Origin of the sequence: Streptomyces sp. NBC_00414, assembly GCF_036038375.1 — a bacterium.
Lineage (GTDB): Bacteria > Actinomycetota > Actinomycetes > Streptomycetales > Streptomycetaceae > Streptomyces.
This window is the reverse complement of record NZ_CP107935.1, coordinates 734,260-747,495: the sequence shown is the minus strand read 5'-3', so window position 1 is coordinate 747,495 and position 13,236 is coordinate 734,260. Positions and strand designations below refer to the sequence as shown.

16 protein-coding genes are annotated in these 13,236 nt (G+C 71.7%); 10 read left to right on the top strand and 6 right to left on the bottom strand.

Features of this window, described 5'->3' with window-relative positions:
* Positions 1 to 96 precede the first annotated feature (96 nt).
* Genes OHS59_RS03265 through OHS59_RS03230 form a run of 8 tightly spaced genes read left to right on the top strand, consistent with a single transcriptional unit; the run spans position 97 to position 4,879 of the window.
* Positions 97 to 600 (top strand): Asp23/Gls24 family envelope stress response protein, encoded by a 504-nt coding sequence (locus tag OHS59_RS03265; protein WP_328491854.1) that lies wholly within the window; start codon positions 97 to 99, stop codon positions 598 to 600.
* A 49-nt stretch (positions 601 to 649) separates the two neighbouring features.
* Complete coding sequence (locus OHS59_RS03260) at positions 650 to 841, top strand: hypothetical protein (RefSeq protein WP_328499587.1); 192 nt, start codon at positions 650 to 652, stop codon at positions 839 to 841.
* Positions 838 to 1,857 (top strand): DUF6286 domain-containing Asp23/Gls24 family envelope stress response protein, encoded by a 1,020-nt coding sequence (locus OHS59_RS03255; protein WP_328491853.1) that lies wholly within the window; start codon positions 838 to 840, stop codon positions 1,855 to 1,857. The genes OHS59_RS03260 and OHS59_RS03255 overlap by 4 nt, the downstream gene beginning before the upstream one ends.
* Positions 1,857 to 2,438, top strand: coding sequence for a hypothetical protein (locus tag OHS59_RS03250; protein ID WP_328491852.1), 582 nt, complete (start codon positions 1,857 to 1,859; stop codon positions 2,436 to 2,438). The genes OHS59_RS03255 and OHS59_RS03250 overlap by 1 nt, the downstream gene beginning before the upstream one ends.
* Positions 2,428 to 3,378, top strand: coding sequence for a YihY/virulence factor BrkB family protein (locus OHS59_RS03245; protein ID WP_328491851.1), 951 nt, complete (start codon positions 2,428 to 2,430; stop codon positions 3,376 to 3,378). Before OHS59_RS03250 ends, OHS59_RS03245 begins: the two co-directional genes overlap by 11 nt.
* Positions 3,379 to 3,432: 54 nt before the next feature.
* Positions 3,433 to 3,771 (top strand): ArsR/SmtB family transcription factor, encoded by a 339-nt coding sequence (locus tag OHS59_RS03240; RefSeq protein ID WP_328491850.1) that lies wholly within the window; start codon positions 3,433 to 3,435, stop codon positions 3,769 to 3,771.
* Positions 3,768 to 4,244: an SRPBCC domain-containing protein gene (locus tag OHS59_RS03235; protein ID WP_328491849.1), complete on the top strand. Its 477-nt coding sequence runs from the start codon at positions 3,768 to 3,770 to the stop codon at positions 4,242 to 4,244. The genes OHS59_RS03240 and OHS59_RS03235 overlap by 4 nt, the downstream gene beginning before the upstream one ends.
* Positions 4,241 to 4,879: a dihydrofolate reductase family protein gene (locus OHS59_RS03230; protein WP_328491848.1), complete on the top strand. Its 639-nt coding sequence runs from the start codon at positions 4,241 to 4,243 to the stop codon at positions 4,877 to 4,879. Before OHS59_RS03235 ends, OHS59_RS03230 begins: the two co-directional genes overlap by 4 nt.
* A gap of 24 nt (positions 4,880 to 4,903) precedes the next feature.
* Here the strand turns inward: OHS59_RS03230 and OHS59_RS03225 are convergent, their stop codons facing one another.
* The 4 genes from OHS59_RS03225 to OHS59_RS03210 form a co-directional block, all read right to left on the bottom strand.
* Positions 4,904 to 5,362: a hypothetical protein gene (locus OHS59_RS03225; RefSeq protein ID WP_328491847.1), complete on the bottom strand. Its 459-nt coding sequence runs from the start codon at positions 5,360 to 5,362 to the stop codon at positions 4,904 to 4,906.
* 194 nt (positions 5,363 to 5,556) lie between these two features.
* Complete coding sequence (locus OHS59_RS03220; protein ID WP_328491846.1) at positions 5,557 to 6,690, bottom strand: FAD-dependent oxidoreductase; 1,134 nt, start codon at positions 6,688 to 6,690, stop codon at positions 5,557 to 5,559.
* A 209-nt stretch (positions 6,691 to 6,899) separates the two neighbouring features.
* Entirely contained in the window at positions 6,900 to 7,850 is a 951-nt protein-coding gene (locus tag OHS59_RS03215; RefSeq protein ID WP_328491845.1) for an ornithine cyclodeaminase family protein, read from the bottom strand.
* A complete protein-coding gene (locus tag OHS59_RS03210) occupies positions 7,847 to 8,632 on the bottom strand; it encodes an IclR family transcriptional regulator (RefSeq protein ID WP_328491844.1) in 786 nt (261 codons plus the stop codon). Before OHS59_RS03210 ends, OHS59_RS03215 begins: the two co-directional genes overlap by 4 nt.
* Positions 8,633 to 8,753: 121 nt before the next feature.
* Between OHS59_RS03210 and OHS59_RS03205 the strand changes: the two genes are divergently transcribed.
* A complete protein-coding gene (locus OHS59_RS03205) occupies positions 8,754 to 10,139 on the top strand; it encodes an amidohydrolase family protein (RefSeq protein ID WP_328491843.1) in 1,386 nt (461 codons plus the stop codon).
* Positions 10,136 to 11,218 carry a dipeptidase gene (locus OHS59_RS03200; RefSeq protein ID WP_328491842.1) on the top strand — a complete coding sequence of 361 codons (1,083 nt, stop codon included), beginning with the start codon at positions 10,136 to 10,138 and terminating at the stop codon, positions 11,216 to 11,218. Before OHS59_RS03205 ends, OHS59_RS03200 begins: the two co-directional genes overlap by 4 nt.
* A gap of 7 nt (positions 11,219 to 11,225) precedes the next feature.
* Here the strand turns inward: OHS59_RS03200 and OHS59_RS03195 are convergent, their stop codons facing one another.
* Together OHS59_RS03195 and OHS59_RS03190 are read right to left on the bottom strand one after the other, a co-directional pair.
* The gene (locus OHS59_RS03195; RefSeq protein WP_328491841.1) at positions 11,226 to 12,254 is read right to left on the bottom strand and encodes an iron-siderophore ABC transporter substrate-binding protein; all 1,029 of its coding nucleotides are present in this window, start codon (positions 12,252 to 12,254) and stop codon (positions 11,226 to 11,228) included.
* A 123-nt stretch (positions 12,255 to 12,377) separates the two neighbouring features.
* Positions 12,378 to 13,229, bottom strand: coding sequence for an ABC transporter ATP-binding protein (locus OHS59_RS03190; protein ID WP_328499036.1), 852 nt, complete (start codon positions 13,227 to 13,229; stop codon positions 12,378 to 12,380).
* Positions 13,230 to 13,236: the final 7 nt, after the last annotated feature.

The window sequence follows — 13,236 nt, the reverse complement described above, 5'->3', positions numbered from 1 at the left end:
TGAGCGGAGATTTTCCGGGTATCCGCGTCACAGGCGTGGCCGCGGCGGGTCTATCGAAGTGAGAGCAGCTGACCGGCTACAGGAAGAAGGACAGCCATGACCACGCAGACCGCACCGACCGTGAAGGACGTATCGGTCCCGCAGGGCAACAAGACGACACAGTCGACGACGGCGTTGTCCGGCGGTGTCACCGGGGCCGACCAGCCGGCCGCGGACCGTGGGCGGACGTCGATCGCCGATGTCGTCGTGGTGAAGGTCGCGGGCATCGCGGCCCGGGAGATCCCGGGGGTGTACGACATGGGCGGCGGCCTGTCCCGCACCATCGGCGCCGTGCGCGACCGGGTGCCGGGCGGCCGGCCGAACGTCGGGCGCGGAGTGAAGGTCGAGGTCGGCGAGCGGCAGACGGCCATCGATCTCGACCTGGTCGTGGAGTACGGCGTCCCCATCACGGACGTGGCGCGCGACGTGCGGGAGAACGTGATCTCCGCGGTCGAGCGCGTCACCGGCCTGGACGTCGTGGAGGTGAACGTCACGGTCAATGACGTGCATCTGCCCGAGGAGGACGGCGAGGCGCCGACGACGGACTCCCGCGTGGAGTGAGCGGCTGCCACACACCAGAGGGCGCCCGGTTGGTGAAAGAGGACAGGACATGGACGTGACCAGAGCATTCGTCGGAATGATCGCAGGGATGGCGCTGGCCTTCGCCGGTTTCTTCGGAGGCTTCGGGGCGTTCCTTCTCGTGGCCGCACTGGGCGGCCTGGGGTGGGCCGCGGGCCACTGGTTCGACCACGGGGGACGCGTCCAGGATCTGCGCGACGGCTTCGAGCGGAGCCGTCGATGACCACCGCGGGCCGACGCGGCACCACGACCGTCTCGGACAAGGCGGTCCGCAAGATCGCCGAACGGGCGGCCACCGAGGCCGTGCCCGGCCCGGGGACGGGCGCCGGAGTCCAGGCCCGCGCCGTGAAAGGCTCGGCTGGCGTGCACGGCCGCCGGGCGGACGTGAGTGTCGACGTCACCCTGCCCTACCCGGCTCCCCTCCCGGAGTCGGTGCGCCGACTCCAGGACCATGTCACCGCCCGTACAGGTCAGCTGACGGGCCTGGACATCACCAGAGCCCGTGTCGGTGTCACCGCTCTGGTCCCGGCACCCGCCGGGGAGAGCAGCGTGTCGCTGGACAAGCCTCCGGTGGACCCGCCCGCACCGGAGCTCCCCGACTCACGGACGCCCCTGCGGTGGTGGTCCGGGCGGCGGCTGCCGGCCCTGGTGCTCGCCCTGGCGGCCACCGTGACCTGCGGCGCACTGGCGGTCGACCTGATCCTGGTGCACACCGCCGACCGCCCGGCCGCGGCCTGGCGCACCGAAGCGCTGCGATGGCTCTCGCAGCACGGCCCGGGCGATCCGACCGTCATGGCCTGCTCCGGCGCGGTCGCACTGCTGGGCCTGCTGATGATCGTCCTGGCCCTCGCCCCGGGACATCGCGGACTCCTCACGGTCACCGCGCCCGCTCCGCACCTGCGCGCGGCCCTGGATCGTACGGCGGTCGCCGCGATGGTGAGGGAAGCCGTGGGAGAGACGCAGGGGATCGGCGCCGTGAAGGTGCGGGTGCGCCGCCGCCGTGCCACCGTCCGGGCCGGCCTGGCCTTCGGTGACCGTGCCCTCGCACTCGACGAAGCGCGGCAAGCGGCCCGCCGGGTGCTGGAGGGCTGCAGTCTGCGGCGCGTACCGCGACTGCGCGTCAGAGTCAGGCCCGAGCCCACCTGGGATCCAGGGACGACGGTCAAGGACGGCAGGGGAGCGCAGCGTACGCTCACGGCCGGTGCCGACAACACGGCCCTCGAAGGAGCAACCCCCTGATGCAACGTTCCCGTACGGTCCTGAACCGGACCGCCCTCGCCGTTGTCGGCCTGGTGTTTCTCCTCGGTGGTGTCTGGCTCGCCCTCACCGGGGCGTCCTGGGCCACGCGCCTCCCGGCCTGGTGGCCCGACGCCGGTCCCGGCACCGTACTGGTGGACCGGTCGGGACTCGCCGAACTGCGCACGACGGGCTGGTGGACGCCCTTCGTCATGGCTGTGTCGATCGCGGCGACCGCACTGTTCGCCCTGTGGTGCTTCCGTCTGCTGCGCAGCGGGGTCCGCCCGTCGGTGCCCCTGCCGACACCCGGCGGAACCCTGCGGACCCGGGCCCTGGAGGACGCCGTGACCCGGCACGCGGCCGGGATCGGCGGCGTCACCCGCTGCCGCACCCGAGTGCTCGCACGGCAGAAGCAACTGCAGGTACAGCTGCACGTCTGGCTCCGGCCCGACGTGGCCCCGGCCGCCGTCCTGCCCGCCCTCGCAGAGCTGGCCGACCGGACGGAGACCTCACTCACCCCGTACACCGTGCGGACGCGCGTCCACTTCTCCGCACGCTCGCACGGTAGGCCTCATGTCCGCTGAGCCACGGCCCGCCGTCACCGGCGGCGGGCCACACGTGCTGAAGCCGGTATGGCGTGCCGGCCGGACCCCCGCGGCCTGGGGGGTCGCGCTGCGCCGCACACCGGTGTCGATGTGGCGCGACGACGTCTCCGACTACGCGGCCGCCCTCACCTACTACGCGATCCTGGCCGTCCTGCCCTCCCTGTTCGTCACCGTCATCGCCTTCAGCATGATCAGCCCGGGCACCGCCGAGGACTTCATCGCCCACGTCACCGCCTACGCCCCGGACCAGTCGGGCACCCAGCTGCACAACGTGCTGACCCATACGTTGAAGGACGGCTCCGCCGCCTGGACGCTGCTGGCCGGCGGCACCGTGAGTGCCCTGTGGTCCGCGTCCAGCTACCTCGCCGTCTTCCGCCGCGCCCTGCACCGTATGCACCACAAGGCCGACCACCGGTCGCCCTGGCACACGGCCCCGCGCATCCTGCTCACCGCCCTCGCCCTCCTGGGGCTGCTGCTCGTCAGCGCACTCCTCCTGCTGCTGACCGGGCCGATCGCCGAGACCACCGGCCACCTCCTCGGCCTCGACGCGATGGCCGCGTGGACCTGGGACCTGCTGCGCTGGCCCCTCCTGCTGTGCCTCGTGGCGCTGCTCGTCGTCATCGTCTTCCACACCGGACCCGTACCGGCCCGCCGCCGGAAGCACAGCGTCCCCGGCGGCATCCTGGCAGCCGGCCTGTGGCTCATCGTCTCCGGCGGGTTCGCCCTGTACGCCTCAGCACTCGGCACCTACAGCAGGCTCTACGGCTCCCTCGCGGGCGCGGTGGTCTTCCTCATCTGGCTGTGGCTCTCCAACCTCGCCCTGCTCGCCGGTGCGCAGTTCACCGCCGAGCTGAGCGGGCTGAACAAAAGCGAGGAACCGGCCGAGTCGCGGACGGAAGGTCCCGCCGAAGCCGCCTGAGCCCTGTGTTGTGTTCCCTTGCGCTGACTGCCGCAGCTCGCAATACTTAGCCGCATGGCACAGTATTCGGCGCAACTGGATGGCGTGTTCGTCGCCCTCGCCGACCCGACGCGGCGCGCCGTGGTCCGGCGTCTCGGCCGCGGCTCAACGAGCGTCGGGGAACTCGCCCGCGAGTTCCCCATGACCCTCCCCTCGTTCATGAAGCACGTGCGGACGCTCGAAGCGAACGGGCTCATCCGCACGGTCAAGTCGGGCCGGGTGCGCACCTGTGTGCTCAACCGCGAGCGGCTCGCTCTCGTCGACGACTGGCTCGCGGAGCAGCGCCGGATATGGGAGGAGCGCACCGACCGCCTCGAACAGTTCGTCACCGACCCGGAGGAGAACAGACAGTGAATCCCGACCTCGACCTCGGCCTGGAGCGGATCATCCGCGCCCCGCGTGCGACCGTGTGGAGCGCCTGGACCGACCCGTCCCGGCTTGAGAAGTGGTGGCTGCCGGCCCCGATGCGCTGTCGGGTGGACCGTCTGGAAGCGCGGCCCGGCGGGGCGTTCGTGACCCGGATGAGCGAGGACGGCAGCGAGTTCGTCCCCCACCTGGACGCGTGTTTCCTCGCCGTCGACGAACTCCATCGGATCGTGTTCACCAACGCGATCGACAGCACGTGGCGTCCGGCCAATCCCGCCCCGGTCACGATGACCGCCACCATCACGCTGCTCGACCACCCGGACGGCACGGACTACCGGATGCTCGTCCGGCACGGGGACCCGGAGTCCCGTGCTCGTCACGACAAGCTCGGCTTCGCCGAGGGCTGGGGAACGGTCGCCGGTCAGCTGGCCGCGCTCGCCGAGAGCATGGCCCCGCGATGAGGATCACCCTCACCGAGTTCGTCACGCTCGACGGGGTCAGCCAGGGTCCCGGCTCGCCGGACGAGGACACCAGCGACGGGTTCACCCGGGGCGGCTGGCTCGTGCCCCACATCGACGGGGCGTTCGTCCAGCGGGTCTCCGACTGGCTCGACCTCGCCGACGGCCTGCTGCTCGGCCGCCGCACCTACGAGGCGTTCGCCCGCGACTGGCCGAAGATCACCGACCCGGCCGATCCGTTCACCGGGCGGATGAACGCGCTGCCGAAGTACGTCGTGTCGAACACCCTCGCCGAGGGGACCTGGCACCCCACGACCGTGCTCAAGGGCGACCCGGTCCGGACGGTCGCCGAGCTGAAGACGCGACCGGGACGGGAACTCCAGATCCACGGCAGCGCCCGTCTGGGCGAGGCACTGCTCGCGGCGGGCCTGATCGACACGCTCCGTCTCGTCGTCGCGCCCACGGTGCTGCGGACCGGCCGACGACTGCTGACCGGCCCGGGCACCCCGTCCGGCCTCCGACTCGTCCACCACGAAGCGACACCGACCGGCCTGCTGCTCCTCGAATACGCGACAACGGGCCAGGCATCCACGGGCGAGTACCAGGGAGTCACCGACTTCCTCGGCACACCTCCCTGAGCCGGGACAGGGGCCGTGGCCGGGCTAGGACGGAGTGTCCGGGCTGTCGGGGCGGGCGGTGTGATCGCGGTGGCCCGTCGTGCGCCGGTCCTCCTTCATCTCGGCTTCGAAAAGATGGTCGCGTCCGTCGACGAGGTCGCGCAGCGCGCTTCGCTCCAGGTCTCTGAACGGCTGGTAGTAGGTCTCGTCGTAGGCCTCGACGATCTGGAACGTCCAGTGGCCGGGGATCACGTTGCGGCCCAGGACCTCGCGCTCCACGCGGTCGGCGTACTCGGTGTGGCCCGCCTCGCGGAGGAGCCGGACCGCGCGGTCCAGCTCCAGGTCGGCTCCTCCGGTCAGTTGGTGGAAGGAGTACAGGTGCCCCCGGGCCCGCTCGGTGGTCTCCAGCGCCTTGGACAGAGCACCGAGCGCTTCCACGGTCTCGTCACTGACGCCCGGGGGACGCCGATGGGCGTGGTCGGGACCGTCGTTCGGTTGGTTCATGCCTTGGCGCATGCCCGCGAACTGCGGACACGTATGCACGTTCGACGTCACGAGTGCCCGTATGGCGTCATGAGCCCTCACGTTGCATGAGGGCCCGACAGCCCACGACGGCCCGGACAGCCCATGAGGGCCCTGACGGTGTACGAGGGCCGCCCGTGCCCGCCACTTCCCTCAGCGCGGTGATCGCCCTGCGGTCACGGCGTCGGCTCGGGTTCGGTGAACATGTCGATCAGGCTGTGGGGTGTCTTGTCGCCGTACAGGAGTTCGTGGAGCTGGGTTCCGTCGGCGGCGGCTTCGGCGCCGCGCGTGAACATGGCCTGCTCGTACTCGGTGAGGGCGGCTTCGACGTCGTCGGGGTGGGCGGCGAGGGCCCTGCCGAGCTCCGAGCCGTCGTACATGGCCAGGTTGGCGCCTTCGCCGTTCGGGACGGAGAGGTGGGCGGCGTCGCCCAGCAGGGTCACCCCCGGCACCCGGTCCCACCGGTGCCCGACGGGCAGGGCGTTGAGGGGGCGCAGGACCGGTGCGGTCTCACCGTCGGTGATCAGGGCGGTGAGCTCCGGCGCCCAGCCGTCGAACTCCTGGGAGACCCGCGCGACGGTCGCGGCGGAATCGGTGAAGTCGATGCCCGCGAACCACTCCTGCGACCTGGTGAGCATCACGTAGGTGTGGAGGGTGCCGCCGCTCTCCCGGTGGGCGAGGATCCCCTTGCCCGGCGTGAGCGCGAACAGCGATCCGCCGCCGACCGCTTTGGCGGCGGCCGGGTGCCGGGTGTCGCTGTCGAACAGGTAGGTCTCGATGAACGACATGCCGATGTACTCGGGTGCCGAGGCGGAGAGCAGCGGCCTGACCCGGGACCATGCGCCGTCCGCGCCGACCAGCAGGTTCGTTTCGACGGTGGTGCCGTCGGCGAAGGTCACCTCGTGGCGCCCCTCGCCGAGGGCACGGGTGCCGCCGGCCTTGTGCCCCCACCGGACGGTGCCGGCCGGAAGCGAGTCGAGCAGCATCTGCCGCAGTTCGCCGCGCAGCACCTCGGGGCGTACGCCGGTGCCGTCGTCGGCCTTCTCGAACAGGACGGTTCCGTCCGGATCGAGGACCCGTATCGCCTCCCGGCCCTCCAGGATGAGGCTGCGGAACTCGTCGGTCAGGCCGGCCGCCTCCAGGGCGAGCTGGCCGTTGTAGTCGTGGATGTCGAGCATTCCGCCCTGCGAACGTGCCGTCGCCGACGCCTCCGCCTCGTAGACGGTGGCCGGGATGCCGTGGATGTGCAGGACGCGGGCCAGGGTGAGTCCGCCGAGTCCGGCGCCGATGATCGTGACGTGAGTGGTCATGGTGCTTCCTTGCCTGTCGTACGCCTGCCGGATGTGCGCCCGGCGGGATCTCCAGCAAGGTTTCAGCCCGCGCCGACAAGCCACCGACACCGGACCGACAGCCCTCGACGCATGACCGACACCGCACCGCCGCTCCGCGCCACCGCCGCTCCCCGCCTACCGACAGGGGGTCGGTAGGCGGGACAGGGGGTCGGCAGCCGGAGCGCAGCTCACAGGTCGACGACCGTGCCCCAGCCCGCGCCCACGGCGACAGCGTGTGCGACATGCGCCGCGGCCACGTCCAGGGCGGCGTGGCCGGTGGACTTGAACAGGGTCAGTCCGGTCTCGTCCCGGCGGCCGGGGTGCAGGCCGGAAAGGACGGAACCGAGGAGAGTGACGACCTTCCCCTCGGGCAGGTCCTGCAACTCGTGTGCGCCCGCCGGGGGTGCGGAGGCGTAGGCACCGGGCCACTCCGTGAAGAGGAGGGCGTCCCGGACGGTGTCGGCGTCCACCTCGGGACCGTGGGAGCCGCCCACCGAGCTGACATGGGTGCCGGGAGCGAGCCAGGCGCGGCGGATCACCGGGCGGTCGGCGCCGGTGCAGCAGAACACCACGTTGGCATCTCGTACGGCCGCTTCGGCGCTCGGCGCCGGCTCGGCCGCGGGGTGCAGAGCGGCGGCGGCGCGGACACGTTCCGGGTTCCGCCCGGCGACGGCGACGGGCGTCGTGGGATCGAGGAGCGCGAGCAGGTTGAGCTGGGCCCGCGCCTGGGCCCCGGCACCGAGGACGGCGACGCGGCCGGGGCGGGGCGCCGCCAGGGCGAGGGCACTGTGGGTGGCTGCCGCCGCCGTACGTATCTCGGTGAGGGACTCGGCGTCGAGGAGCGCCAGCGGGCGGCCGTCCTCGGGGTCGAAGAGGGCGACGATGCCACGGTGGCTGCTCCGTCCGGCCCCCGCCGGGTCCGCGAACACGGAGACGAGCTTGGCGGCGAGCCCGAGCCCGGGGACGTAACCGGGCATGACGCCCAGCAGTCCGCCGGGGGCGCGGGCGGCGACGCGCGGTGGTGCGGACGCCTCGCCCCGGCTGACGGAGATCAGCGCCTGTCCCACGGCGTCCATGACCCGGTGCGGGTCGAGTGCCGCGCGGGTCTGGGCGCGGTCGAGAACGAGGACGTCACTCATGCCGGTCCGTTCGCGGGGTCGGAGGGTCCTCCGGCTGTGCCGGGGGCGGTCAGGAGCCGTCGCAGCGTGTCGGTGGCCTCGCGCAGGTGCTCGCGCAGTTCCGTGAGACGGGAGGGGGTGAACTCGGCGTCCAGACCGACGACCGTCACCGCGCAGACCGGCGAACCGGACGTCGGGGAGACGGCGCGGGCGAGCGAGGCGACGGGCTGTTCGTTGCGGCCGTGCTCGACGGCGAACCCGGTGCGTTCGGCGCGTTCGATGTCGGCCAGCAGTCCGTCGGGACCCTCCAGCGGGTGTCCGGCCGCCTCGGCGGGGCGGAGGTAGGGGGCGCGGGCGGCGGTGGAGAGGGCGGCGACCAGGGCGAGCGGGCCCGCGAACCGGTGGACGGGCAGACCCTCGCCCATCAGGTCGGTGATCATCGCGAGCCGTTCGGGCCGCACGGCATCGATCACGCGCGACCGGTCGTCCTCCAGGACCTGGAGGTTGGCCATCATGCCGGTGCGCGCGGACAGCTCGATGAGCACCGGCCGGGCGATGGCGGACAGCGAGTTCCTGGCCGCGGACGACGACATCTGGAGCACCGCGGTGCCGGGCAGATAGCGGTCACCGGCTCGCAGCACCCATCCGCGGCGTACGAGATCGAGGAGGACGCGGTAGGCGGTCGCGCGGTGCAGTCCGACCTCCTCGGCCAGGTCGGTCAGGCGCGGTGGACGCGGGGACCGCGAGACGGCCTCGACCAGGTCCAGGGCCTTGTCCACCGCGGTTCGGGGTGCTTCGGGCAAGTCCGACCACTCCTTGTGGCGTCGGGGTACGGCGGCGTACGGTGACGCATGTTGCAAGAGACGTTACATGTGTTGCGTAGAGCGTAACAACCTGCGTGGCAAGGCTGAGCGAGAGGTGACGATGACGAACGAGGCTCCGGGAGCGCCGACCCCGCACGCCCCGCCGCCCGAGGGCACGGTGACCGTGTATCGCGGCGCCACGCTCTTCGACGGAACCGGACGGGCGCCCCGGCCCTCGACGTCGATCGTCGTCGACGGCGCGACGATCAGGGCGGTCGGTGACGACGTCGACATCGCCGCCTCCCTGCCCGCCGACGCGCGCGTCCACGACCTCGGCGGACGCTTCGTCATGCCGGGCCTGATCGACTCCCACCAGCACATCGCGACCCCGCCCGACCGGCCCGTCGCCGAGGCGGTGCTGGACCGCCTCGTGCACAGCGGCGTCACGGCGATCCGCGACATGGCCGACGACCTGCGGCAGGTGGGCGACCTCGCGCGGGCCACCCTCGTCGGCGAGATCCCGGGGCCGGACATCCGCTACGCCGCGCTGATGGCGGGGCCGGGCTTCTTCGACGACCCGCGCACCCACCAGGTCTCCCAGGGGGAGATCCCGGGCGCCGTGCCGTGGATGCAGGCCGTCACACCGGACACGGACCTGCGTGTGGCGGTGGCTCTGGCGCGCGGCACGCACGCCGCCGCCATCAAGGTCTACGCCGACCTCGACCACCGCACGGTCGCCGCGATCACCGCCGAGGCGCACCGCCAGGGCATCCCAGTCTGGGCCCACGCGGCCGTCTTCCCCGCGACACCCCGACAGGTCGTCGAGGCCGGTGTCGACAGCGTCTCCCATGTCACGCTGCTCGCCTTCGAGGGCGCCGACGAGCCCTTGACCACGTACAAGAACAAACCGAAGGTCGACCACCGGCGGTTCGCCGCCGAGGACGATCCGCACCTCGACGAACTCTTCGCGCTGATGTGCCGCCGCGGAACCGTTCTCGACGCGACCGCCGGTATGTGGGAGAGCGACGAGCCGGCGGGGGAGGGGCCCGAGGACGCCGCACGCGCGCGTGCCAACTCGAGGCTCGCCGCGCACGTCACGGCTCAGGCGTACCGCGCCGGTGTGGACCTCTCGACGGGCACCGACTACGAGACCGATCCCGGGGAGCCGTTCCCCGCGTTGTTCGAGGAGCTGGCGTTCCTGGTGCGCCGCTGCGGCATGCCGCCCGAGGAGGTGCTGCGCTCGGCTACGCTGATCGGTGCCCGGAGCGCCGGCGCCGAGGACCTCATGGGCAGTGTCGAGCCCGGCAAGCTCGCCAACTTCGTCGTCCTGGACGAGAATCCGCTGCTCGACATCGACCACCTGCGCAGCGTCACCCTGACCGTCAAGCGCGGCCGACGCTACGAGCGCGCCGCGTACGACGCGGCCCACTCCCGGGCGGCACGGCCGCAGGACGCACGGTCCAGTGCCGCAGAGCCCGCCCGCGCCGAGCACGAGGAAGCCCGATGACCTCCACCCCCATGATCATCAACGCGCTCGGGCAGCTCGACAACCCGAACGCGCCCCGGTCGGCCGAGGCCGCCGCACAACTCAACCCCAGCAGTGAGCAACTCACCATCGACGCGCGCACCTTGGCGGACGCCCACGCCTCGGGTCTCACCGCGGTCAACATCACCCTCGGCTACACCATGGGCGATCTGCCTCCGTACGAGCACACGCTCCACGAGATCGCCGTCTGGGACGGGATCGTGCGGGACCACGCGGCGGACCTGATGGAGGTCCGCACGGCCGCCGACCTCCACCGGGCACGGGAGTCGGGCCGGATCGGTGTCATCTACGGCTTCCAGAACGCCGTCGCGGTCGGCGAGGACACCGGTCGCGTCGCCACGTTCGCCGAACTGGGCGTGCGCGTCGTGCAACTCACCTACAACCAGGCCAACCACATCGGCGACGGTTCCATGGCGCCGGCCAACCGGGGCCTGAGCGACTTCGGCCGTTCCGTCGTCGAGGCGCTCGGCGAACACCACCTGATGGTCGACCTCTCGCACAGCGGGGAGCGCACCTGCCTGGAGGCCGCGGCTCTCTCCCGTACGCCCGTGTCGATCAACCACACCGGCTGCCGGGCGCTCGCCGACCTGCCGCGCAACAAGACCGACGAGGAACTGCGGCTGGTCGCCTCGCGCGGGGGGTTCGTGGGCATCTACTTCATGCCGTTCCTCGACCTCTCCGGTCATGCGACGGCCGCGGACGTCGTCGAGCACATCGACCACGCCGTGAACGTGTGCGGTGAGGACCATGTCGGCATCGGCACCGACGGGCCCGTCACCGCGATCGACGACCTCGACGCCTACCGCGCGGATCTCGCCGAGCACGTGGCACTGCGCCGCGAGGCCGGGGTCGGCGCGGCGGGGGAGCGCGCCGACACGCTCCCCTTCGTACTCGACCTGCGCGGGGTGGACCAGTTCCGGGAGCTGATCCGTCTTCTGGAGCGGCGCGGATACCGCTCCGAACGCATCGAGAAGATCCTCGGACGCAACTTCGCCGACTACGCGGACCGGGTGTGGGCGCCCGAGACCGACCAGGCCTGACCAGGCGCTACTTCAGCGCCTTCGAGAACAGCGGAACGACCTTCTCCAGCGCGTAGTCGACCGACAGTACGGAGTCCATCGCGAAGGCCGAGCTGATGTTCTGGTCGTCGAAGACGACGGAGTGGCCCTTCTTCACGGACGGCACGGCCTTGAAGAGGGGATCCGAGCTGATCTTCTTCGCGGTGACGCCGATGGGCGCCATGACGGTGAGGCCGGCGTCGAGGAGCTGGAGGTTCTCCTCAGAGACGGGCACGGAGAACGCGGACCCGGCCTTGGCCTCGACGGCCGGGTTGTTGCGGAACCCGAGCCGCTCCACGAAGTCGACCCGGCCGGTGCCGCGCACGTACGCGCCCCAGGCGGAGGCGGTCCGTGAACCGAGCGTGATCGTCTTGTCCTCGAACTCGGGGTGCGCCTCGGCGGCGTCGGTGAACTTCTGCTCCGTCTCGGTGATCAGCTGCTTGCCTTCGTCGCTGCGGCCGAGAGCCTGGGCGACCATGGTGGTCTGCTTCTCCCAGGAGATCTTGTACTGGTCGCCGCCCTTCGGCACCCCGACCGTCGGTGCGATCTTGCTCAGGGTGTCGTAACGCGTCTGGTCGCCGCTGGACTTGGTGTCCAGGATCAGGTCGGGCCTGAGGGCCGCGATCTTCTCGTACTCGGGCTCCAGCGTGCCTATCTTCTGCGGGCTCTTGTCGTAGAGGCCCTTGGCCCACGGGCCGACGCCCTCGCCGCCGAAGGCGAGCCAGTCGCTGGCCCCGACCGGCTGCACCCCGAGCGAGAGTGCGGCCTCGGCGTCTCCCCACCCGAGCGCCACCACGCGCTTGGGCGCTTCGTCCACGGTGACCGTCCCGAACTTGGTGGCCACCTTCGCGGGGAACGAGCCGTCGGACTTCTGGGCGGCGCTGTCCTGGGTGCCGGAGTCGTCGGACGAACCGCAGGCGGCCAGCGCGCCCATCAGGGTGAGCGCGAGGGCGCCGGTCAGCAGGCGCAGAGGGCCGGTGCGGCGTCGGGAGCCGGAGTCGGCGGGGCGAGGGGACATGGTGGGTGCTCTTTCCGGGAGGCGCACAGGAGTGCTCGACAGGGCAGGAGGGACGGGGGGTGGAGGCTGACGTGGATTCGGAGAACTGGGTTCAGGAAAAGGTGAGTTCAGGGGGACGGAGGTTCAGGAGGACGAGGCGAGTGGGACGCCGCCGGCCTGCTGCGGCGCCGTGATGTGGTGCCGCCCCATCGGAACGATCAGGGGTGTGGCCGACGCCGGGTCCGGGACGACCGCGCTGCGCAGCCCGAACACCTCGTGCACCAGTTCCTCGGTGACGATCGCGGTCGGGGTGCCCTCCGCGACGACGCGGCCGTCCTTCATCGCGATGAGGTGGTCGGCGTACCGGCACGCGAGGTTGAGATCGTGCAGGACGACGGCGAGGGTGACACCGCGCTGCCGGTTGAGGTCGGTCAGCAGGTCCAGCACATCCAGCTGGTGGCTGATGTCGAGATAGGTGGTGGGCTCGTCCAGCAGCAGGATGTCGGTCTCCTGGGCCAGGGCCATGGCGATCCAGACGCGCTGGCGCTGCCCGCCGGAGAGCTCGTCCAGGGGCCGGTCGGCGAGGTCGAGGACGTCGGTGGCGAGCATGGCGGCGGCGACGGCCTCGGAGTCGGACGTCGTCCAGCGCCGGAACCACCCCTGGTGCGGATAACGGCCCCGGCCGACCAGATCGGCGACGGTGATGGCCTCGGGCGCCACCGGGGACTGCGGCAGGACGCCCAGGGTCGCGGCCACCTGGCGGGTGGGCAGCTCCTGGATGCTGCGCCCGTCGAGGAGAACGGCCCCCGCCGACGGCACCAGCAGCCGTGCCATCGAGCGCAACAGCGTGGACTTGCCACAGGCGTTGGGGCCCACGACGCAGGTGATCCGGCCTGGTGGCAGGTCGACGTCGAGCCCGGAGATGATCTCGCGCTCTCCGTATCCGAGCGTGAGGTCCCGGGCCTGGAGGGTGTGCGGGGCGTGCGGGGAGGTCACCGTCGTC